The 20911-nt window shown below is 39.7% G+C and carries 17 protein-coding genes and 2 pseudogenes; 7 read left to right on the top strand and 12 right to left on the bottom strand.

Annotation, left to right across the window (positions count from 1 at the left end; genetic code table 11):
• Positions 1-2: 2 nt before the first annotated feature.
• On the top strand, positions 3-884 hold the full coding sequence (gene ftsY / locus QT74_RS01310; RefSeq protein WP_033764037.1) for a signal recognition particle-docking protein FtsY: 882 nt from the start codon (positions 3-5) through the stop codon (positions 882-884).
• A gap of 8 nt (positions 885-892) precedes the next feature.
• Here the strand turns inward: ftsY and QT74_RS01305 are convergent, their stop codons facing one another.
• From QT74_RS01305 to moaA, 4 genes and pseudogenes are all read right to left on the bottom strand, one after another.
• Positions 893-1213, bottom strand: a complete 321-nt coding sequence (locus QT74_RS01305; RefSeq protein WP_033764035.1) for a YkgJ family cysteine cluster protein — start codon at positions 1211-1213, stop codon at positions 893-895.
• Positions 1214-1313: 100 nt separating this feature from the next.
• Positions 1314-2267 (bottom strand): hypothetical protein, encoded by a 954-nt coding sequence (locus QT74_RS01300; protein ID WP_033764033.1) that lies wholly within the window; start codon positions 2265-2267, stop codon positions 1314-1316.
• An 11-nt stretch (positions 2268-2278) separates the two neighbouring features.
• Positions 2279-3828: pseudogene (locus QT74_RS01295) on the bottom strand (hypothetical protein).
• 243 nt (positions 3829-4071) lie between these two features.
• Complete coding sequence (gene moaA, locus QT74_RS01290) at positions 4072-5037, bottom strand: GTP 3',8-cyclase MoaA (protein ID WP_033764029.1); 966 nt, start codon at positions 5035-5037, stop codon at positions 4072-4074.
• Positions 5038-5124: 87 nt separating this feature from the next.
• On the opposite strand from moaA, the gene mobA reads away from it, so the two are divergent.
• Both mobA and flhB read left to right on the top strand, forming a co-directional pair.
• Complete coding sequence (gene mobA, locus QT74_RS01285; protein ID WP_033764027.1) at positions 5125-5730, top strand: molybdenum cofactor guanylyltransferase MobA; 606 nt, start codon at positions 5125-5127, stop codon at positions 5728-5730.
• Positions 5723-6799: a flagellar biosynthesis protein FlhB gene (flhB, locus tag QT74_RS01280; protein WP_033764024.1), complete on the top strand. Its 1077-nt coding sequence runs from the start codon at positions 5723-5725 to the stop codon at positions 6797-6799. Before mobA ends, flhB begins: the two co-directional genes overlap by 8 nt.
• Before the next feature lie 93 nt (positions 6800-6892).
• On the opposite strand, the gene QT74_RS01275 is transcribed toward flhB, so the two are convergent.
• From QT74_RS01275 to QT74_RS01240, 8 genes are all read right to left on the bottom strand, one after another.
• Complete coding sequence (locus QT74_RS01275) at positions 6893-7630, bottom strand: hypothetical protein (RefSeq protein ID WP_033764022.1); 738 nt, start codon at positions 7628-7630, stop codon at positions 6893-6895.
• 18 nt (positions 7631-7648) lie between these two features.
• Complete coding sequence (locus QT74_RS01270) at positions 7649-8971, bottom strand: N-acetylmuramoyl-L-alanine amidase family protein (protein ID WP_033764020.1); 1323 nt, start codon at positions 8969-8971, stop codon at positions 7649-7651.
• A gap of 6 nt (positions 8972-8977) precedes the next feature.
• A complete protein-coding gene (gene fabX / locus QT74_RS01265) occupies positions 8978-10069 on the bottom strand; it encodes a decanoate oxidase/trans-2-decenoyl-[acyl-carrier protein] isomerase FabX (RefSeq protein WP_000255243.1) in 1092 nt (363 codons plus the stop codon).
• A 16-nt stretch (positions 10070-10085) separates the two neighbouring features.
• Positions 10086-11294: a tyrosine--tRNA ligase gene (tyrS, locus tag QT74_RS01260; RefSeq protein WP_033764018.1), complete on the bottom strand. Its 1209-nt coding sequence runs from the start codon at positions 11292-11294 to the stop codon at positions 10086-10088.
• Positions 11295-11317: 23 nt separating this feature from the next.
• A complete protein-coding gene (locus QT74_RS01255) occupies positions 11318-13645 on the bottom strand; it encodes a RelA/SpoT family protein (protein WP_033764016.1) in 2328 nt (775 codons plus the stop codon).
• Positions 13632-13856, bottom strand: coding sequence for a DNA-directed RNA polymerase subunit omega (locus QT74_RS01250; RefSeq protein ID WP_000712202.1), 225 nt, complete (start codon positions 13854-13856; stop codon positions 13632-13634). Before QT74_RS01250 ends, QT74_RS01255 begins: the two co-directional genes overlap by 14 nt.
• A 41-nt stretch (positions 13857-13897) precedes the next feature.
• A complete protein-coding gene (gene pyrH, locus QT74_RS01245) occupies positions 13898-14620 on the bottom strand; it encodes a UMP kinase (protein ID WP_001148056.1) in 723 nt (240 codons plus the stop codon).
• A gap of 108 nt (positions 14621-14728) precedes the next feature.
• Entirely contained in the window at positions 14729-15412 is a 684-nt protein-coding gene (locus QT74_RS01240) for an MqnA/MqnD/SBP family protein (protein WP_033764014.1), read from the bottom strand.
• 130 nt (positions 15413-15542) lie between these two features.
• Between QT74_RS01240 and acnB the strand changes: the two genes are divergently transcribed.
• The 4 genes and pseudogenes from acnB to hofE form a co-directional block, all read left to right on the top strand.
• The gene (gene acnB / locus QT74_RS01235) at positions 15543-18101 is read left to right on the top strand and encodes a bifunctional aconitate hydratase 2/2-methylisocitrate dehydratase (protein WP_033764012.1); all 2559 of its coding nucleotides are present in this window, start codon (positions 15543-15545) and stop codon (positions 18099-18101) included.
• An 80-nt stretch (positions 18102-18181) separates the two neighbouring features.
• Positions 18182-18448 carry a hypothetical protein gene (locus QT74_RS01230; protein WP_033764153.1) on the top strand — a complete coding sequence of 89 codons (267 nt, stop codon included), beginning with the start codon at positions 18182-18184 and terminating at the stop codon, positions 18446-18448.
• A gap of 257 nt (positions 18449-18705) precedes the next feature.
• Positions 18706-19995: a DDE transposase gene (locus tag QT74_RS01225; protein WP_033764010.1), complete on the top strand. Its 1290-nt coding sequence runs from the start codon at positions 18706-18708 to the stop codon at positions 19993-19995.
• Positions 19996-20088: 93 nt separating this feature from the next.
• A pseudogene (gene hofE, locus QT74_RS01220) lies at positions 20089-20911 on the top strand (outer membrane beta-barrel protein HofE); the annotation flags it as partial.

The raw sequence follows: 20911 nt of genomic DNA, 5'->3' as shown, positions 1-20911 counted from the left end.
TAATGTTTAATTTTTTTAAAAAAATTGTCAATAAAATTAAGGGCGAAGAGGTTAAAGAAAAAAAGCGTGAAAATATTCCTAAAGAGGAATTAGAAGAAATTTTGATTAGTTTTGACATCCAATACGATTTGATAGAGAGCTTGTTAAAGCATTTAGGCGATTTAGTTACGCCCAAGCAATTAGAAGTCGCTTTATTGCGTTTTGTGCGTGGGGAAAGCTACTATGATAAAACCCGCCTAAAGACCATCACCACAAAGCCCTTAGTGCATTTGATCGTTGGGGTTAATGGGGCGGGTAAAACCACAACGATCGCTAAACTCGCCAAGCTTTCTTTAAAACAGCATAAAAAAGCGCTTTTAGGGGCAGGCGATACCTTTAGAGCGGCCGCAGTCAAACAGCTGCAATTATGGGGCGAAAAACTTAACATTCAAGTCATTAGCGCTAAAGAAGGGAGCGATCCAAGCTCTCTAGCTTATAACACCATAGAAAGCGCGATCGCTAAAAATATAGATGAAGTTTTTATAGACACCGCCGGGAGGTTACACAACCAGACCAACCTTAAAAACGAGCTTTCTAAAATCGCGCGCACCTGCTCTAAAGTTTTAAAAGACGCCCCCTTTTATAAATTCCTTATTTTAGACGGCACGCAAGGGAGTTCTGGTCTCACTCAAGCCAAGATTTTCCATGAGACTTTGGCGTTAGATGGCGTGATCATGACTAAGCTTGATGGCACTTCTAAAGGCGGGGCGATTTTAAGCGTGCTGTATGAGTTGAAATTACCCATTCTTTATTTAGGAATGGGCGAAAAAGAAGACGATCTGATCGCTTTTGATGAAGAACGATTTATAGAAGATTTGGTTGATGCGGTGTTTGTGGAACAATAAATTAAAAATTATTGATTAAGAATAACCCTAAAACTTATATCCATGTGGTTTGCCTCTTGCAAAGCGTTACAAACCTCTGCGTTTTTGGCATAAAACTCCTTAAGCGGGATGTGGGGATAAAGCTTTTTGTGCGCTTCATCAACCCTGCAAATTAATGGGCGGGATTCATAAATCTTGCACAGATTCGTTTCTAAATCCAAAAACTTACACACCCCATTGCCAGCATCAAACCCAATAAGCTCAATAATCCCGGTGATATTTTTACAGCAAAGCCCGCAAGAGGTGCAAGGGAAACGATTAAGGGTTGTTTGCTTTTTGGATTCTTCCATTGCTCGCTTCTTTATACCCTCTATTTCACGCCCTTTTTTCCTCTTTTAAAGCTCTATAGTCCTAAGAAGTCTTGTCGTCTCTTAGATCTTCAAGCTGCACCTACCTAAATCTGATACCACGCAAGCTATAATGCCCATTTTCTAAGCTACCAATTTGATCTCGCATGAGATTGAGTGCGTTTTTTGCTTTTTCGTTAAGCTTTTGGTGTTCGTCCATGATAGGCACTTTCAAAAAAGCGCTCAAAGTCGAGAGCGTTGAAACGGTAACGCAGAGCTGATCTTTTTCTTTTTGATTGTAACGAGAGGTATCGTAGTGATGCTTTTTCATCGTAGTAATAGCATCTATGGAGAGCGAGAAGAATAGCTTTTCAAATCTTGTAATCTGTTCGATGAAAAGATCTGCCATTTTCCTAACGGCTTGAAACTGATCAACCATCACATCCGCTTTTTTGACGGCTACTTCAACTTGAGAGCAATAAGCCTTGGCATCGTCTCGCTTTTTTTCCATTTCATCAGCGCTAATAGCCACCAAAATAGCGAGTGCAGGAGCTGCTAACAAGCCTCCAACCACTGCCATACCTGCAAGACCGCTCGCAGCGAGCCCTCCACCCATAATAGCACCAGCAGTAAAACTAGAAGCGCCTAAACCACCACAGCCTGCAATCACTCCTAGAGCAGAGTCTCCATCAATACCGTTGGTGTTAAGTTGGTTAAGGAGATTTCGCGCGCCTAACACTTGTTTTTGAATGTCTTGCATATCAGTATCTTTGGTACCGATAGTAATCCTACTGCGATTCAATCGGTGGAAATGATCCAAAAAGTTTGAAACCGTATGGCTTAAAACATGGAGTTTTTTCTTACCCAATCTCACTAAAGCTTGATTGCGACTAGACTGTGCACTATCAACTTTTCTTTTTGCTTCCTCTTTTAAATTCTCTGCCTTTTTGATAAATTCATCAGCTTCGCAATCGGCATCGAGCGCATCAATCCCTTTTTTAACTCCGTATCCTGCCGCCGCTAGGGCTACTCCAGCTAAAATAAATGGTAATGGCATGTTTTTCTCCTTTACATTCTTATGTTTTTATTGCTAGTAATGAGTTCCCAACCTTCTTGTTTATTATCAAATAACGCCTTTTGACCCAACCATTCTCGGGATTTGTTATTGACTGCTATAGCCAAATCCGCATCGCCAGCATAAGACGCCCTCTCAAGCTCATTAAAACTCTGATTGAAAAACTTTGTAGTTTCATGAAAATATTTCTCAAACACCTCCTTAAATTGATTTTGATACGCCTCTAAGTGCTTGATGATTTCACGGCATTCTTTTTCAATCTCAATACGCCTTTGGCGCGCCAATTTAGCCTCTTCACGAGCCTTTAGAAGGGCGTTTAAACAAGTTTCACTCAACACTGCGCCCACAAGACCCCCAATCAGAGCCCCAACTACAGGAATGGGTATGAGCGCTTGCCCAGCAACTGCCATAGCCCCACTACTTACAAGAGTGGTGTTAGCTTTCCCAAGCTGTTTAAGAAGCTCTGTTCCATCAATCTTTCCAGAAAGATAGCGACCTAATATCGTGGTATTTGCCACACAAACACCCACAAACATTGCAGGCAATGAACCCTTGCCAAGGCTTTGGATGATTTTATTAGCGCTGCTTTGCATCAAACCTCCCAAAGATGAGCTTGCAAACGCGCTACCATAACTAAGCGCTCCACCCTTTAGGGTAGCAATGGCGGTGTGCTTGATCGCCTTCATAGGATCCTTGCCATTTGCGATACATTCATAGATATTTGTTATTGCTGAGACCCCACCACCTATCAACGCACCGGTTTGTGCGGCGTTCATTCCTGCTTGATGCGAAATGCTGGCAACATCTTTGGCAGTGGAGAGTTTTGGGTTCAATCTGGCTTCAATCGCCTCTGCTTTAGTGGCACTCGCAGGCCTTGTATGGGCTTTGATTGTTTTGCATTTTTGGAGTTTTTCCTCTAAATGAGCGGCTTTTTGAAAATCGCCAAGCCCCTTTTGTTTAGCGATTTGAGATTCTAGGCTCTTGATCCTAGTATTGACCGCTCTTTGAAAATCCCCATAATGATTCCTAGCGATTTTCATCTTCGCACCGTTTTCAAAGTATTTTTCATAGTCTTTAGATAAGAGTTTTTTAAAACACTCTTCACCATTTCTGCCCACAAATTTACTCTGCACAGCCGTGCCAGGAATGACATTCCCCTTTTCATCCACACTGATATAATCCACGAGTTCGTGGTTCTTACTGGGCGTGGCATAGTTTGGGAAAAGCTTTTTAACCTGAGCCTTTTGCTCACTAGAAAGATCATCATACTGACGCAACCTTCCCATTTTTCCTGCAAGGATATTATGTGCATTAACATGGGCTTGCTCTTTGATTTCAGCAGAATACCCCGCCTGTTGGTTGATATTTTGTTTAGTATAGTTAGGGTTTATCTTCCTTTTTGAGATCTCTTCTAATCTATCCCAGGCAGAAAAATGCTCCCTATTGGCGCTAGCATGAAGTGCACTTTCTTCAGCAGTTGAACCCATGATGGTTAAATCTGTAATGTTGTTGTATTTTTGTTTTTTTCTCGATCTTTTTTCATGATTCAACTCCAAAAAAGAGAGTTTTAAAAAAGCGAGAGATTTTGGGGATTTTAAAAGGTTTAGGGTAGGCCTATAAGTAACCCCCCCCCCAGAAAAGCTAGAAATAAAAGACTAGGACTAAAAAACGCTAGGACTTTTTCCATAAAGACCTCCTTATTGTTTGATCCTAGCCACTATAACCAAAAATCCTAAACAAACCGCCTTATTTTTAATAAAAAGGTTTAAAATAATAAATATTTTCCCTACCCCCCTGTGTAGTAAAACGCCCTTGTGGGAGTTTCGCTGTTTTTATCATTCCACATGTTTTTTTCTGGTTTATTGATGACAGATTGTTTTAAAAGCCTTTTCATCATTTTTGTATCCTTATTCATGATTGCCTCTTTAGCGTCTATGGCGTCTTGATAGTATAAACATGGGCAAATCTTGCCATCAGAAGCCAAACGGATACGATTGCAAGATTGGCAAAAATCATCGCTATGCGGGGCGATAATACCAAATTGATAGCCATTTTCTAGCGTGTAGATTTTAGAAGACCCTTGTTTGGGTTTTTCTGTCGCAATGATTTGATATTTTTGAGCGATCAAATCTAATATTTCTTCCTCTTTCAAGCCTTTAACCAAACTTTTAGCATGCGTATTTTCCATAAATTCAATGTAGCGGATTTGTATATGCCTGTTTTTTGCGTATTCTAAAAGCTCTAAGATTTCATCATCATTAACGCTTTTCATCACAACCGTGTTTAATTTAAGTTTTAAACCCACTTTCAAGGACTCTTCAATCCCTTCTAGAGTATTTTTAAGAGCGTCTTTTTGAGAGATTTTTAAAACCCTATCGCTTTTTAAAGAATCTAATGAAACATTCACTCGTGATAACCCGGCATTTTTTAAATCCTTAGCCATTTTTTTGAGTAAAAAACCATTAGTGCTTAAAACTAACGCTACTTCTTTATTGTAAGCGTGCAATTTAGCGATAAATTCGTCTAAACCCTTGCGTAATAGCGGCTCCCCACCCGTGATTCTAATTTTTTTAACGCCCTCATCAATGGCGATTTTAAGAAATTCTAAAACATTATCCAAAGGCAATAATTCTTCATCATCAAAAAAATTTAATGGCGTAGCAGGCATGCAATACTGACACCTGAAATTACATTGCTTGGTTACAGACACCCTAATATAGTCAATAACCCTATTAAAACTATCTACTAACACTCCCTTTTCCCTTATGCCCTTTTATTTAAGCTTTTAGTGTAACATAATAAAACAATGACTTAACAACATTAAACAAGGATAGATCTTTTGAAAAACCCTATCATTGATAACATTCCTTGCGTTTTACTGGCTGGGGGCAAAAGCTCTCGTTTTATCATTAATGGCGTTCAAATTAATAAGGCTCTTGCGCCTTTAAAATCGTATTCTAGCCTTTTAGAATACCAATACACGCACCTTTTAAAACTTTTCAAAAAAGTCATTATCAGCGCTAAAAAATCGTATGAACTAAACGCTCCCTACCTTTTAGAAAAAGAGAGCGATCTTTTTTCACCCCTTTTTGGCATTCATAACGCTTTTTTAACGCTGCAAACCCCTTATATTTTTTTTATCCCTATAGATACGCCTTTAGTGTCCTTTGAGAGCATCAAGGCTCTTTGTGGGATTAAAAATTTTAGCGTAATCTATGCTAAAAGCCCCACAAAAGAACATTATTTAATTTCTCTGTGGCATCAAAATAGCCTTAACGCTCTTTTTTACGCTCTTAAAACGCAAAATTATCGCTTGAGCGATCTTGTGAAAAATACCTCTTCTATCGCTATCCATTTTGACAAAGAAGAAGAATTTTTAAACCTCAACACCTTAAAAGACTATGAATTAGCCGTTCAAATTTTAAAAGAGAGGGCCAATGGCTGAAGAAGAAAAAACCGAACTCCCTAGCGCGAAAAAAATCCAAAAAGCCAGAGAAGAAGGCAATGTGCCTAAGAGCATGGAAGTGGTGGGGGTTTTGGGGTTATTGGCCGGGCTAATGAGTATTTTTGTTTTTTTCATATGGTGGGTGGATGGCTTTAGCGAAATGTATCGCCATGTGTTGAAAGATTTTTCCCTAGATTTCAATAAAGAAAGCGTTCAAGAGCTGTTTAACCAGCTGGCTAAAGACACTTTTTTATTGCTTTTACCCCTTTTAATCATTTTAATGGTGGTGGCGTTTTTATCCAATGTCTTGCAATTTGGCTGGCTCTTTGCCCCTAAAGTCATTGAGCCTAAATTTTCTAAAATCAACCCTATCAATGGCGTCAAAAACCTTTTTTCTTTAAAAAAGCTCCTTGATGGGAGTTTGATCACCTTAAAAGTTTTTTTAGCTTTTTTCCTGGGGTTTTTCATCTTTTCCTTATTTTTAGGGGAATTAAACCATGCGGCTCTTTTGAATTTGCAAGGCCAGTTATTGTGGTTTAAAAATAAGGCGTTATTACTCATTTCTTCGCTCTTGTTTTTATTTTTTGTCTTGGCTTTTGTGGATTTAGTCATCAAACGCCGCCAATACACCAACTCTTTAAAAATGACTAAACAAGAAGTTAAGGACGAATACAAACAGCAAGAAGGAAACCCAGAAATCAAAGCCAAAATCCGCCAGATGATGGTAAAAAACGCCACGAATAAAATGATGCAAGAAATCCCTAAAGCCAATGTCGTGGTTACTAACCCTACCCATTATGCCGTCGCTCTTCAATTTGATGAAGAACACCCTGTGCCTGTGGTGGTGGCTAAAGGCACGGATTATTTAGCCATTAGGATTAAGGGCATCGCTAGAGAGCATGACATAGAAATTATAGAAAATAAAACGCTCGCTAGAGAGCTTTATAGAGATGTGAAATTAAACGCTGCCATACCAGAAGAATTGTTTGAAGCGGTGGCGATTGTCTTCGCTCAAGTGGCTAAACTAGAGCAAGAACGCCAAAAACAAAAAATCATCAAACCTCTTTAAGATTTCTTAAACCCGCTTTTAAGCCCCAAAAAGACACTCAATCAAAGACACTCAAAAAACTTTAGCTATCCCTATTGAATGAGGGCCAAGCCTTTAAATCTTATGCTCCAAACGCCTTAAAGTGTTATGGATGTATTCTAAAAGCCACCCTAACAAGCCTAAAAAGTAAAAACCCAACCGCATGCCATAGTATTCTTTGGTTTGAATGAACATGCTAGAACACAGCACCACCACGCTAAGCCCCACAATCAAAATAAGCGTGTTAGCGTATTCATACAACCCAAAAAGGCGTTTGTGATAGATTAAAACCAGTATCAATAAAATAAGAGCGAGTGTAAAAAGGGAAAAATCCACGCAATCGGACACGCTTAAAAATCTAAAACTCTGTAAAGAAGAAGCAAAAACCCACACGATGCAAATATTCATAGACGGCAAGAAGGATTGTTTCATGCTAGCCCCTAAAAAACGCCACAATAAAGTCGCTAACAGCGCAAAATAGAAAAGATAAAGCACGATTAAAGAATGTTTAACAGGAAAATTCCAAGCGTAGAAAGAAAGGCATAATATCCCTACGCAAGCGCATTTTTGGCGCGTGAGGGTGAAAGGCTTTAGAATAAGCACAAGCAGATAAATTAAAGAAACGCCTATTAGCCCCAAGTAATCTAATTTGACAATGAAATCATAAACATGGTTTTCAAACAAAAAAAACAATTGCGAAAAATCATCGCTGAAATGCGAAAGCAACAAAGTTTCCACATTGAACAAAAACAACAAAAAAAACAATGAAGAAAAAACGACTTTATGCGTGTATATTTTTTGATAAAAATTCATCTACAACCTAATCATTGCCTAATCATTCTTGCTGAAGAAACTATCAATGCCATCAGCAATGCCCTTAGCCAAGATCTTTTGATACGGTTTGCTTTGGATGCGTTTAGATTCTATCGCATGGGAATTATAACCAATTTCTATTAAAATTGAAGGCATTAAAGCCCCGGCTAACACCCAAAAAGGCCCCTCCCTAACACCCCCATCCACCACATCAGGGTAATTTTTGCGGACACTTTGGAGCATGCCGTATTGCACATCAATCGCCAGTTTGTTAGAAACAATCAGTCGCTGCGTGTTCAATGAATTTAAAAGCAAACTTTTAGAAAAATAATCCATCAAATTCACATCGTCTTTATTTTCTTGCTCAGCCACTTTCCTAGCCCTTTCGCTCCTTGCGGTGGATAAAAAATAAGTTTCTATGCCATGAGCGTTAGAAGTGGAATGTTTGGGGATGGAATTGGCATGCACTGAGATGAATAAATCCGCGCTTTTTCTATTGGCTAATTCCGTGCGAGCCACTAAATCAATATAAACATCCTTATCCCTTGTCAATAAAACGCTATAGCCTCTTTTTTTAAGCTCTTTATGCAAAAACTTCACCACTTCTAAAACAATGTCTTTTTCACACACCAAATTCGCGCTCATCGCCCCGCAATCTTTCCCCCCATGCCCGGCGTCTAAAACGATCTTTTTGTGTTTTTTGCGTTTGGTTTTGATGAAAGTATCATTTTTTTCTGCTATAAAGACTTGGTTCTTACTCTCATTTTCCGCTTCTTTTTTAGGAATTTCTTTTTTAGGAATTTCTTTTTTAGCGCTCCTTTCGTTCAATGGAGAATGCGCATGTTTTGAGCGTGCACGCTTAGTTGGCGTTTTTTCTTTAGCCTCTTTAGCCTCTTTTTTAATGGGCTTAGGGGTGGGTTTTGGCGTTGTGTGTTTGAGTGCATGGTGTTTGGGTGGTTTTAGCACCATTTGATGCCTAGCTAATGGCTTTTTCTCCACGATAGAAACATAGAGTTTGTCTTTAAGGATTTTAATCTCATAAGTCATCTTAGGAGCATAGCCGATAACCACTCGCGCTAATTTAGGGCTGAATTGCGCGATCGTGATAAAAGATTGCTTGGAAAATTGGTAATGCTTTTTAGGAATGGTTAAAACGGCCTCTAATTCCAAATAACTCTTGAAATTTTTAAGCGGAACTTCTTTGAATTTCTTAATTTCTTGATTGAACAGAATTTTAACGCTGCTAGAGCCAAAAGGCACAATGTTGGTAATTTTAAGGGTTGTAGCATAAGCAAAATGCAACCAAAAAAGACATGCAACAACCCCTAACCTCACAAGCACTACAAATTAACCCTCTGTAAGCTCTTTAATCAATTCATGCACGCTGATAATCTTATCCACTCTATAGCCATTAGCCCCGGTAAAATAAAGCCCCTCTTCTCTGTTCCCTAAATAACTGCGCCCCAAACCATCAGCGATACAATAGCCCACCTTTTTAGCCTCTTCACCTCTGTTACAAGGCGCTACACAATTGCTCACGCATGCGATTTTGGGCGCGTTACCCTCTTCAATGCGTTTGATCACCCCCGTATTAATAGCCCTAGCCGGATAACCTACAGGCGATTTAATGAGTAAAATATCTTCTTTTTTAAGCGTGGGCAAAAGATCGGCATACGCTTTAGCGTCGCATTCTTTCGTGCCTAAAAAACGAGTCGCCATTTGCACCCCACTCGCTCCAAGACTCAACATGGTGTCTATATCCTTCCTATCCCAAATCCCCCCAGCGGCGATGATAGGGATATTCCCCCATTCTTTAGAAGCTTCCACGACTTTAGGCACTAAGTTTTCTAATCGGAATTCTTCTTTAAAACAATCTTCGTATTTAAAGCCCTGATGCCCCCCACTCAAAGGCCCTTCCACAATAAACGCGTCCGGGATTCTTTTATAGCGATCGCTCCATCTTTTACAAAGGATTTTTAAAGCCTTCGCTGAAGAAATAATAGGGATGAGCGCCACATCGCTAAAATCCTTAGCGAATTCAGGCATGTTGGTGGGCAAACCAGCCCCTGTAATAATGATATTCGCCCCCGCTTCACAAGAGTCCCTTAAAACACGGCCATAGTCATTGATAGCGTATAAAATATTCGCTCCTAAAGGGTTGTTCCCGCAAATCTTCCTAGCGTTTGCAAAAATCTCATTCAACGCTTTTTTGGAGTAAAAATTCAAAGCTTCAAAGGGTTTTTTAGCCACAATCCTTTCTACAAAACGCATGTTTTTATAATAACCAGTCCCTACGGCTGAAATCACTCCTAAAGCCCCTTCTTTGGCAACATTTCCAGCTAGTTCATCCCAGCTAATCCCCACACCCATTCCCCCTTGAAAGATAGGGAATTTTATGGTGTGCTTACCGATTTTTAGCGGTTTGAGTGTTGATACCATAGCTCTTTCCTTAATATTAGTTAATATTTAATTTCATAAATCTTTTCTTACCAAGCTGTATAACATAATTTCCTTTAACAAAACGATAACTCTCATTTTTTATCACTTCTTGATTAATCTTTACCCCTCCTCCTTGAATATCACGCCTGGCTTGTGAAGTGGATGGGCAAAAGCCAATCTGTTTTAAAACATCTAAAACCCCAACCCCTTCATCAAAATCGCTCTCTGATAAAATTTCGGGCAAAAGGTTTGCGCTAAACACTTTAGAAAATTGCTCTTTAGCCTTGAATGCTTGTTCATTATCATAATAACGAGCCACGATTTCACTAGCGAGATCTTCTTTAACGGCTTTAGGGTGCAAGGTTTGGTTTAAAATGCCATGTTTTAAGTCTTCAATTTCTTCTAAAGTCTTAGCGCTCAAAAGGGTGTAATAGCGCCACATGAGATCATCGCTCACGCTCATGATCTTTCCAAACATCGCATTAGGCTCTTCAGTGATCCCCACATAATTCCCCAAGCTTTTACTCATTTTTTGCACCCCATCAAGCCCCTCTAATAAAGGCATGGTGATGATAGATTGCTCTTTATTCAAGCCGTAAGCCCGTTGCAAAAAGCGCCCCACTAGCAAATTAAACTTTTGATCATTGCCCCCAAGCTCAATATCCGCATCCATCGCCACTGAATCATAGCCCTGCAACAAAGGGTATAAAAATTCCACGATGCTAATGGGGCGGTTTTCTTTATAGCGTTTAGCAAAATCGTCCCTTTCTAGCATTCTAGCGACTGAAAACTTCGCGCACAATTCTATCATGCCCTTTGTGCCTAAAGCATCCAACCAAGTGGAATTAAAGCACACTTCGGTGTGTTTTTGATCTAAAATTTTATAGATTTGCTCTTCATAAGTTTTAGCGTTTTCTAAGACTTGCTCCCGGTTTAAGGGTTTTCTCGTTTCATTTTTCCCTGTAGGATCGCCTATCATAGCGGTAAAATCCCCAATCAAAAACTTGACCCTAGCCCCATATTGTTGCAATAAAGCTAATTTTTGGATCAATACCGTATGCCCTAAATGCAAATCGGGAGCGGTAGGATCAAACCCGGCTTTAACGATAAAGCGTTCATTGGTTTCGTAATATTTTCTCACCAGCTTTTCAATATATTCTAATCCAATGATTTCATTAGCGCCTCTTTTGATCTCTTTTAAGGCGGTACTGATTTTTTGTTCCATGTTTATTCCTTAATTAGGGCTTATTATGACTCATAAGCGTCATCTAGACTGGATAATTCTACAATCCTATCTTGATATTTGCGATTGATTAAGGCTCTGATCCAATCCGCCTTATCCGTGGCTATTTCAAAACTCACTTCGCAATGGCTAGAATATTTGTCTTTATAGCCCAAATAAGACACGCCCACAATATTGCATTCATTCCTGTTTAAAAAAGTTAACAAACCCGCTAAAACCGACTTTTTTTCGCCTAAATAAAACATCATTTTATAAATCGTTCGATCCCGTTTGTGCCATTCTATATAAACCATAGGCGCTTTAGCGTCCACTTCCGCCATCGCTTTTTTGCAAAATTTATGGTGTGCAACCGCCTTTGGATCTTTCAAATCCGTTACAATCGCAATGATTTCATCGCCGTATTTAGGGTAACAACAATCATTCAACAACACCTGTTTGATTTCTAAAGCGTTGCTTGAACAAACGCTAAAATGTTCTAATTCCTTACACTGCCACTGCCGATTGGGGGTTAAAAAATTCAAGACATTGGTTTTAAAACCCAAATACCTTAAACCTCGAGTCCATAAACTCATCTCTTGGTATTCTAAAATCGCATCTTCTTTTAAAGAAAATACTTTATTTTCAATTTCTTCAGTGAGCTTGGCTAAATTTTCAAAGCTTTTCATCGCTTCTGTTAAGGTAATCTCCACCCCGCAATCTGTTAATTTTTCTTCAAAGTTTTTATAATCTTTTAAACCCACATCTTCAAAAACAGAGCGCCCAAAAAAAGTCGCTAAGATATTAATCATGCTCTTAGTGTCAATTTCTTTCAAGCGGTTTCTTCTTTGGATGCGCAAATGGTTTTTAGCCTTAGAAGTTTTAAGCTGATCCATCCAAATGAAACGAGGTATTATTTTATCGCCTTTAACGATTTTAACCACATCCCCACTCCTTAATTCCTGGTTGAGTAAGGCTTTTTTACTATTGATATAAGCGTCCGTGGCTTTATCGCCCAAATCGCTATGCACCATGTAAGCAAAATCTAAAGCAATCGCTCCTACCGGTAAGGTGTAAGTGTCCCCATGAGGCGAAAAAACGACAATATCTTCACGATACAAATCGTTCTTAGCGAGTTCGTAAAATTCCTTAGGGTCGTTTTTTAGATCGCTGTCATGGTATTTAAAATTTTGCAACCACCGCATGCCCTCATGGTGATCTTCATGATCCACGCCCCCAGCTTTATACTTCCAGTGGGCTGAATTACCATACTCCGCCCCCATATGCATATCAAAGGTGCGGATCTGCACTTCATAAACAGAAGATTCATCAAAAATGGTCGTGTGTATCGTCTTATAGCCATTTTCTTTCGGTAAAGCGATGTAATCTTTAAAACGAGAAACAATGGGTTTGAAATTCAAATGGATAATCCCTAAAACTTTATAACAATCAATCGGGTTTTTCAATAAAATCCTAATGGCTAACAAGTCCAAAATTTCATCAATATTAACCGCGCCCTTTCGTTGCATCTTAAGATAGATAGAATAGGGGCGTTTCACCCTTGTAACAAGTTTAAAATCCGAATGGCTAAACCCGCTATCAAAAAGTTTTTTTTCTAACTTGCTCGCAAAAGCGTTGAGTTTTAAGAGTAAAGACTGCTTGTTTTTGTGCAAATATTCCTTGATATTTTTATATTCTTCTGGATAAATATAATAAAAGCTCTTGTCTTCTAATTCATTTTTGATTGAAGACATGCCCAATCGGCTCGCTATGGGGGCATAAACCGCTAGAGTTTCTTTAGAAATACGCACCTGCTTGTCATGAGGCAAGGCGTCTAAGGTGAGCATGTTGTGCAACCTGTCGCTAATCTTTACCACTAAGGCTCTTGGATCTTGTATCGCGCTAATTAAAATCTTTCTAAAAGTGAGCGCTGAAACCACCATTCTGGGATCTTGAGAGCTCACCCCTAACTCTTCTTTCCTGATTTCAGTGATTTTAGTGAGCGCATCCACTAAATTAGCCACATCTTGCCCAAATTCTTGCTCAATCGTTTCAATCTTACAGGGCGTGTCTTCTACCACATCATGCAAAAGCGCAGCGCACACCATCGCCTCATCGCCCCCACAAAACGCTACCAAGCTTGCCACACAAATAGGATGGACAATATAAGGCTCGCCGCTTTTTCTGTATTGCCCCTTATGGCTTTTGGTCGCTAAATTTAGGGCGTTTTCAATTTTGGGCGTGGAATCAATTAAAGTCCTTAAGATTTCAATGCCACCCTTTGGGGTCGTAACTTTTTTAATAACATCCAAAATCCGTAAGAATCCGATATCAACGGATTTATCAATTTCGTTCATCTATCCTGTCTATATCAATTTTCCCTTCAGCGATTTCTCTAATGGCAATATCCACTAATTTATGGCGTTTAGGGTCCATATTCACTAAAGTTTTGGCTCCGGCGTTTAATTGCTTCACACGAGCGAAAACTAAATTATCTAACATGTAGCGGTCGTTCCCAATATTTTTTAAGGCTTGAGCGACTAAACTCTCTGTTCTCTCTTTTTTCAAATTGATCCTTTTATTTTGAGCTCTATCAAATTTTAAAGGGCTTATTTTACCATAGAAAACACGCCTTGTTGGTGCTTAATCACTTGCAATAAATTCCCTTTTTTGAACATGTTACACACCACAATGGGGAGCTTATTGTCTTTAGCTAAAGAAATAGCGGTATCGTCCATCACTTCAATATCCCCTATCAAAGCGTCGTTATAGCTTAAAGTGTCTAATTTTTTAGCGTCTTTAAATTTGTTAGGGTCTTTATCGTAAATGCCATCCACTTTAGTCGCTTTAATGATTAGATCCGATCCAATTTCAATCGCTCTTAAAGTGGCCGCCGTATCCGTAGTAAAAAACGGGTTTCCCGTGCCTGCACCAAAAATCACCACCCTACCCTTTTCTAAATGCCTGATCGCTTTTCTGTAAATGTAACTTTCACAAATCTCTTTGATTTCAATCGCGCTCTGCACTCTTGTGTCTAAGCCGATATGCTCTAAAGCTTCTTGCATCGCTACCGCATTAATCACGGTGGCTAACATGCCCATATAATCCCCACTGGTGCGCCTGATAATCCCCCCTTGAGCCGCGCTAACCCCCCTAATGATATTGCCTCCACCAATCACAATACCCACTTCAATATCGTTTTCCACTAAACTTTTGATCTCTTTAGCGATGTGATCTAACACATGAATGTCAATCCCAAACTGGTTGTCCCCAGCTAACGCTTCCCCAGAAAATTTCACCAAAACCCGTTTGTTTTTTATCTTTGCTTGCATGATCCCTTCTTAATTAATTAATATTTAATAAAACTTGTGATTGTAACCTAATCTTGCTTAAAAACACCCTTTCTAAATTTTAAGCCTACATTCTCACTCAGCGAATCACTAAAAACGCTTGGGTTTTTGGATGCGTTTGAATAACAATTCACGATAGAACGCTTTTAAGCCTGATTGTTCCTTTTTGCCTAAAGTGTAGTAAATTTTTTGCAAGTAGTTTAAAATATCTTGTCGTTTCAAGTTGGTTTTTAAAGCGGCTTCTTTAAGGATGTAGTAAGGGATTTTTGTTTTTTGATGTTTGAAAGCTAAAGACAAGCGCTTGTAAAAATCCTTGTTTTGATAATAACACAAACGCCCAAAAACAAACGGTAAGCGTTTTTTTTCATACCAAAGAGCGGCTAAATCTATAAAATCTTTTTTGGGGTTGGAATAATAAAACTGCAGCGCTTTATTGCCGATTAACACTTCGCCCTTTAACCCTAACACTTGAGAGAGGGCGTTTGAAGAAGCGCTTTCTTTGTCAAAAGCGTTTTTTGTATCTACAACCAGCACGCTTAAAACTTCCTTATAAGCCACAATGCCTAGAGAATGGGAATGGAGAGCGAATGAATGGCCGGCGATAGAAGAAATAAACCCCGCATCAATACGCCTGAATAAAAAACTCTCATTGAGTTTGGAAGGGTAGGTTTTTTTAAGCCGTAAAAATTGTTTGAAATAACAAGGGGTGGGGTAGGATTTGATGAACACATCAAAAGGGAGCATGTTCAAATAATCAATTTTACCAAAACGCACTTAAAATCCTTTTTTGTATCGCATGGTAGCTAAAGTTTCTTACAACTTAACTAAAAGTAAAAAGAGTTTTGTTATCATGGGGCAAATGATTAGGGCATTAGTAAATAATGCTATTTAAAAAGGAGAAATGATGAAAGATTTTTTAGAAGATTACAAAAAAAGCGTTTCAGAAAGAGAAAGTGAGAATATCCCACCACTCCCCTTAAGCGCTAAACAAGTTCAAGCCGTTGTTGAGATTTTAACAAAAGATCCTACAAACGCCGCTTTCGCTAAAGAATTACTCATTCACAGAGTAAGCCCTGGGGTTGATGAGGGGGCGAAAGTGAAAGCGGAATTTTTAGCCAAATTGTCTCAAAAAAAACTAGAATGTGCACACATTAGCGCTTTAGAAGCGACCACTCTTTTAGGCACGATGCTTGGGGGGTATAATGTAGAGCCTTTGATTATGGGCTTAGAGAGTCAAGACAAAAGCATCGCTAAAGAGAGCGCGAAAGCGTTAAAAACCACTCTTTTAGTCTATGGATCGTTTGATAAGATCGCCGCAATGAGTAAAACTAACGCTCTGGCTAAAGAAGTGTTAGAGTCTTGGGCGAATGCCGAATGGTTTTTGAATAAAGAGCCTTTGAATGAATGCATTGAAGCGTGCGTGTTTAAGATTGATGGCGAAACCAATACCGATGATTTAAGCCCGGCGAGCGATGCTTTCACACGAAGCGATATTCCTTTACACGCCAAAGCCATGCTAAAAAACCGGATTGAAAATTACGAACAACGCATTGAAGCTATTAAAACTAAAGGCGTTCCTGTAGCGTATGTGGGCGATGTGGTTGGCACAGGAAGCTCTAGAAAAAGCGCGACAAACTCTATCATGTGGCATTTTGGTAAGGACATTCCTTTTGTGCCTAATAAAAGGAGTGGGGGCATTGTGATTGGAGGGGTGATCGCTCCGATTTTCTTTGCGACTTGTGAAGATAGCGGGGCGTTACCTATTGTGGCTGATGTTAAGGATCTAAAAGAGGGCGATATTATTAAAATCTACCCTTATAAAGGCGAAATCACGCTGAACGATAAGGTGGTTAGCACTTTTAAACTAGAGCCTGAAACCTTATTAGATGAAGTCAGGGCTTCTGGGCGTATCCCTTTAATCATTGGTAGGGGCTTGACTAATAAAGCGCGTAAATTTTTAGGGCTAGGCGAATCGGAAGCGTTCAAAAAGCCAGCCGCTCCTAAAAGCGACGCTAAAGGCTACACTTTAGCCCAAAAAATTGTAGGGCATGCTTGTGGGGTAAAAGGGATCTTACCTGGGACTTATTGTGAGCCAAAGGTTACCACCGTGGGCAGTCAAGACACCACAGGGGCGATGACTAGAGATGAGGTTAAAGAATTAGCGAGTTTGAAATTTGATGCACCTTTTGTGTTGCAGAGTTTTTGTCATACCGCCGCTTACCCAAAGCCTAGCGATGTGAGTTTGCATGCGACCTTGCCTGGCTTTATCACTCAAAGAGGCGGTGTGGCGTTGCATCCGGGCGATGGCGTGATCCATACATGGCTGAATCGCATGGGACTGCCTGACACTTTAGGCACAGGGGGGGATAGCCACACCCGTTTCCCTTTAGGCATTAGTTTCCCGGCAGGGAGCGGGTTAGTCGCTTTTGCAGCGGTTACAGGCACGATGCCATTGAACATGCCAGAATCGGTGTTAGTGCGTTTTAAAGGGGAAATGAATCCTGGGATCACCTTAAGGGATTTAGTGAATGCGATCCCTTATTATGCCATTAAAAAAGGGTTACTCACGGTGGAGAAAAAGGGTAAAATCAATGTCTTTAACGGGCGTATTTTAGAGATTGAAGGCTTGCCTGATATTAAAATGGAGCAGGCTTTTGAACTAAGCGATGCGAGCGCTGAAAGGAGCGCGGCTGCTTGCGTGGTGCGTTTGAATAAAGAGCCGATGATTGAATACTTGAAATCCAATATCAAGCTCATTGATGAGATGATTGCAAGCGGTTATGAAGATAAAGAGACTTTGAAAAAACGCCGAGATGCAATGCAAGCTTGGGTGGATAATCCGGTGTTGTTAGAGCCAGATAGTAACGCTCAATACGCCGCTGTCATTGAAATTGATGTGTCAGAAATCACTGAGCCTATTTTGGCATGCCCTAATGACCCTGATGATGTCGCTACTTTGAGCGAAGTTTTAGCGGATACGACCGGCAAAAGACCCCACGCTATTGATGAAGTGTTTATTGGCTCTTGCATGACGAATATTGGGCATTTTAGAGCCTTTGGCGAAATCGTTAAAAACGCTCCTCCCAGTCAAGCACGCCTTTGGGTAGTGCCACCCAGTAAAATGGACGAACAAGAGCTTATTAATGAGGGCTATTATGCGATTTTTGGGGCTGCCGGGGCAAGGACTGAAGTCCCAGGCTGTAGCTTGTGCATGGGCAATCAAGCGAGGGTTAGGGATAATGCGGTCGTTTTTTCTACTTCCACGCGCAATTTTGATAATCGCATGGGTAGAGGGGCTAAAGTGTATTTAGGTAGCGCGGAGCTTGGGGCGGCGTGTGCTTTACTAGGGAGAATCCCCACTAAAGAAGAATACATGAATTTAGTGAGCGAAAAGCTAGAGAGCCAAAAAGACAAGATCTATCGCTACATGAACTTTAATTTAATGGAGAATTTCAGGCTTTAGTTTTATTTTCATTAAAAGGGGTGATCCCTTTTGTTTAGCTATGGCTGAGTGTTGAGAGAGGATAAAAAAGGAGAGTGGTGGTGAAAAAAATCGTTGTGAGTTGGTGTGTAGCGTTGGCTTTTTTAAGCGCGGATTCAATGCAAGCCAATAAAGCGATCAGTAATGCGGATTTGATTAAAGAGATAGGGGACTTGAAAAAAATCATTAGTGCGCAAAACACTGAGATTAACAATTTAAGAAAAGTGCAAGAAGTGTTGTCTGGGCAATTAGGGGATATGCGTAAGGATATATTAAGCACTAGAGATTATTGCATTAGCTTAAGGCCTTATATCTATAATTGGCGCTAGGGGATAATCAAAAAATGAAAGCATGTGCCATTCAATGATGCAATCCTTTAATGGTTGAAGGAATTAAAGTTGGGGGGTTTGGTTCTCGCTTTGTGTCCATGTAATGAGGATTTTATAGGGTTTGAGTATTCAAAACGCGTTTGATCCCACACGCCTTGAAAAAAGTTCTCTTGTTGGGTTGTGGGGGTAAAATCAGTCCCCTTATTAAATATTCTATAATAAAATTTTAGGAAATTCAGTTTAAAAGATATTAAAAAATGCCATACGCCTTAAGAAAAAGATTTTTCAAACGCTTTGTGCTGATTGTTTCAACTTTTTGCGCGATAAGCTTGAACGCTAAAAGCTATCTGTTTTCCCCACTGCCTCCAGCGCACCAGCAAATCATTAAGACAGAGCCTTGCTCTTTGGAATGCTTGAAAGACTTGATGTTGCAAAATCAAATCTTTTCTTTTGTGTCTCAATACGATAACAACAACCAAGATGAGAGCCTTAAAACTTATTATCATGACATACTCAACAAACTCAACCCCGTATCTATCGCCTCTCAAACTCCAGCTAAAGAAAGCTATGAGCCTAAGATTGAATTAGCGGTTTTACTGCCTAAAAAGGTGGTGGGGCGTTATGCCATTTCGGTGATGAACACCCTTTTAGCGTATTTGAACACCAGAAACAACGATTTCAATATCCAAGTCTTTGACAGCGATGAAGAGAGTCCTGAAAAATTAGAGCAAACCTATAAAGAAATTGAAAAAGAAAAATTCCCTTTTGTGATAGCCTTATTGACTAAAGAAGGCGTGGAAAATTTGCTCCAAAACACCACCATCAGCACCCCTACTTATGTGCCTACGGTGAATAAAGCGCAATTAGCAAATCATACCGAGCCTTCTTTAAGCGAGCGCTTGTATTTTGGGGGGATTGACTATAAAGAGCAATTAGGCATGCTCACGGCTTTCATTAACCCTAATTCGCCCGTGATTGAATACGATGATGACGGCCTAATAGGCGAACGCTTGAGGCAAATCACGGAGTCTTTAAACATTGAAGTCAAACACCAAGAAAATATTTCTTACAAGCAAGCCACCAGTTTTTCTAAAAATTTTAGAAAAAACGATGCGTTTTTTAAAAATTCTATTTTGATTTTAAACACCCCTACCACTAAAAGCGGCCTTATTCTTTCTCAAATAGGGCTTTTAGAATACAAGCCCTTTAAAATCCTTTCCACACAAATCAATTTCAACCTCTCTTTACTCTTGCTCACCCAGCCTAAAGACAGAAAGAATTTATTCATTGTCAATGCCTTACAAAATAGCGATGAAACGCTTATAGAATACGCCTCCTTATTGGAGAGCGATTTAAGGCATGATTGGGTGAATTATTCCAGTGCAATTGGGCTAGAGGTGTTTTTAAACACACTGGATCCGCATTTTAAAAAGTCTTTTCAAGAAAGTTTAGAAGACAATCAAGTCCGTTACCACAATCAAATTTATCAGGCTTTAGGGTATTCTTTTGAACCGATAAAAAATGAAAGCGGGACAAAAAAAGAATAATATTTAGATAATTATTTGAATACTTTTATTTTTAATGGGTTTTTTAACAAAATTAGAATATGATACGAGCGAAAATTAAACAAAGGTTATTCTGTGTTAAAATTTCAAAAATTACCTCTATTGTTTGTTTCCATTCTTTACAATCAAAGCCCTTTGTTGGCTTTTGATTATAAATTTAGCGGGGTAGCGGAATCCTTTTCTAAAGTGGGGTTTAACCATTCCAAACTCAATTCCAAAGAAGGGATTTTCCCCACAGCCACTTTTGTAACCGCCACGATCAAGCTTCAAGTGGATTCCAATCTGCTCCCTAAAAACATTGAAAAACACAGCTTAAAAATAGGCGTTGGCGGGATTTTAGGAGCGCTCGCTTACGATTCTACCAAAACGCTCATAGACCAAGCCACGCATCAAGTCTATGGCTCAGAACTTTTTTTCTTCATAGGGCGTTGGTGGGGGTATTTAGGCGACGCTCCTTGGAAAGACTCTCGCATAGAATCTGACGCTCACACCCGTAATTATGTCTTGTATAATTCCTATTTGTTTTATTCTTACGGCGATAAATTCCACCTAAAACTAGGGCGTTACCTTTCTAACATGGATTTTATGAGCGGTTATACGCAAGGCTTTGAACTGGATTATAAAATCAACTCTAAAATAGCGTTAAAATGGTTCAGCTCTTTTGGGAGGGCTTTAGCTGCGGGGCAATGGATACGAGATTGGTATGCCCCTATTGTTACTGAAGATGGCAGAAAAGATGTTGATTATGGCATCCATGCGGTGCAACTCTATTTTTCTAGCAAACATGTTCAAGCCACGCCCTTTTTTTATTTTTCACCTAAGACTTACGAAGCGCCCGGGATTAAAATCCATATTGATAGCAACCCGAAATTTAGGGGTTTAGGATTACGATCTCAAA

Source organism: Helicobacter pylori SA213A, from assembly GCF_000476275.1.
In the GTDB taxonomy this organism is placed as follows: Bacteria; Campylobacterota; Campylobacteria; order Campylobacterales; family Helicobacteraceae; genus Helicobacter; species Helicobacter pylori_CL.
This window is presented reverse-complemented; position numbering and strand designations above follow the sequence as displayed.

What these genes read in the sequence shown, in the direction of transcription:
- ftsY (WP_033764037.1), top strand. Translation starts at nt 3, where the DNA reads ATGTTTAATTTTTTTAAAAAAATTGTCAATAAAATTAAGGGCGAAGAG.
- QT74_RS01305 (WP_033764035.1), bottom strand. Translation starts at nt 1,213, where the DNA reads ATGGAAGAATCCAAAAAGCAAACAACCCTTAATCGTTTCCCTTGCACC.
- QT74_RS01300 (WP_033764033.1), bottom strand. Translation starts at nt 2,267, where the DNA reads ATGCCATTACCATTTATTTTAGCTGGAGTAGCCCTAGCGGCGGCAGGA.
- flhB (WP_033764024.1), top strand. Translation starts at nt 5,723, where the DNA reads ATGGCTGAAGAAGAAAAAACCGAACTCCCTAGCGCGAAAAAAATCCAA.
- QT74_RS01275 (WP_033764022.1), bottom strand. Translation starts at nt 7,630, where the DNA reads ATGAATTTTTATCAAAAAATATACACGCATAAAGTCGTTTTTTCTTCA.
- fabX (WP_000255243.1), bottom strand. Translation starts at nt 10,069, where the DNA reads ATGGTATCAACACTCAAACCGCTAAAAATCGGTAAGCACACCATAAAA.
- tyrS (WP_033764018.1), bottom strand. Translation starts at nt 11,294, where the DNA reads ATGGAACAAAAAATCAGTACCGCCTTAAAAGAGATCAAAAGAGGCGCT.
- QT74_RS01255 (WP_033764016.1), bottom strand. Translation starts at nt 13,645, where the DNA reads ATGAACGAAATTGATAAATCCGTTGATATCGGATTCTTACGGATTTTG.
- pyrH (WP_001148056.1), bottom strand. Translation starts at nt 14,620, where the DNA reads ATGCAAGCAAAGATAAAAAACAAACGGGTTTTGGTGAAATTTTCTGGG.
- acnB (WP_033764012.1), top strand. Translation starts at nt 15,543, where the DNA reads ATGAAAGATTTTTTAGAAGATTACAAAAAAAGCGTTTCAGAAAGAGAA.
- QT74_RS01225 (WP_033764010.1), top strand. Translation starts at nt 18,706, where the DNA reads ATGCCATACGCCTTAAGAAAAAGATTTTTCAAACGCTTTGTGCTGATT.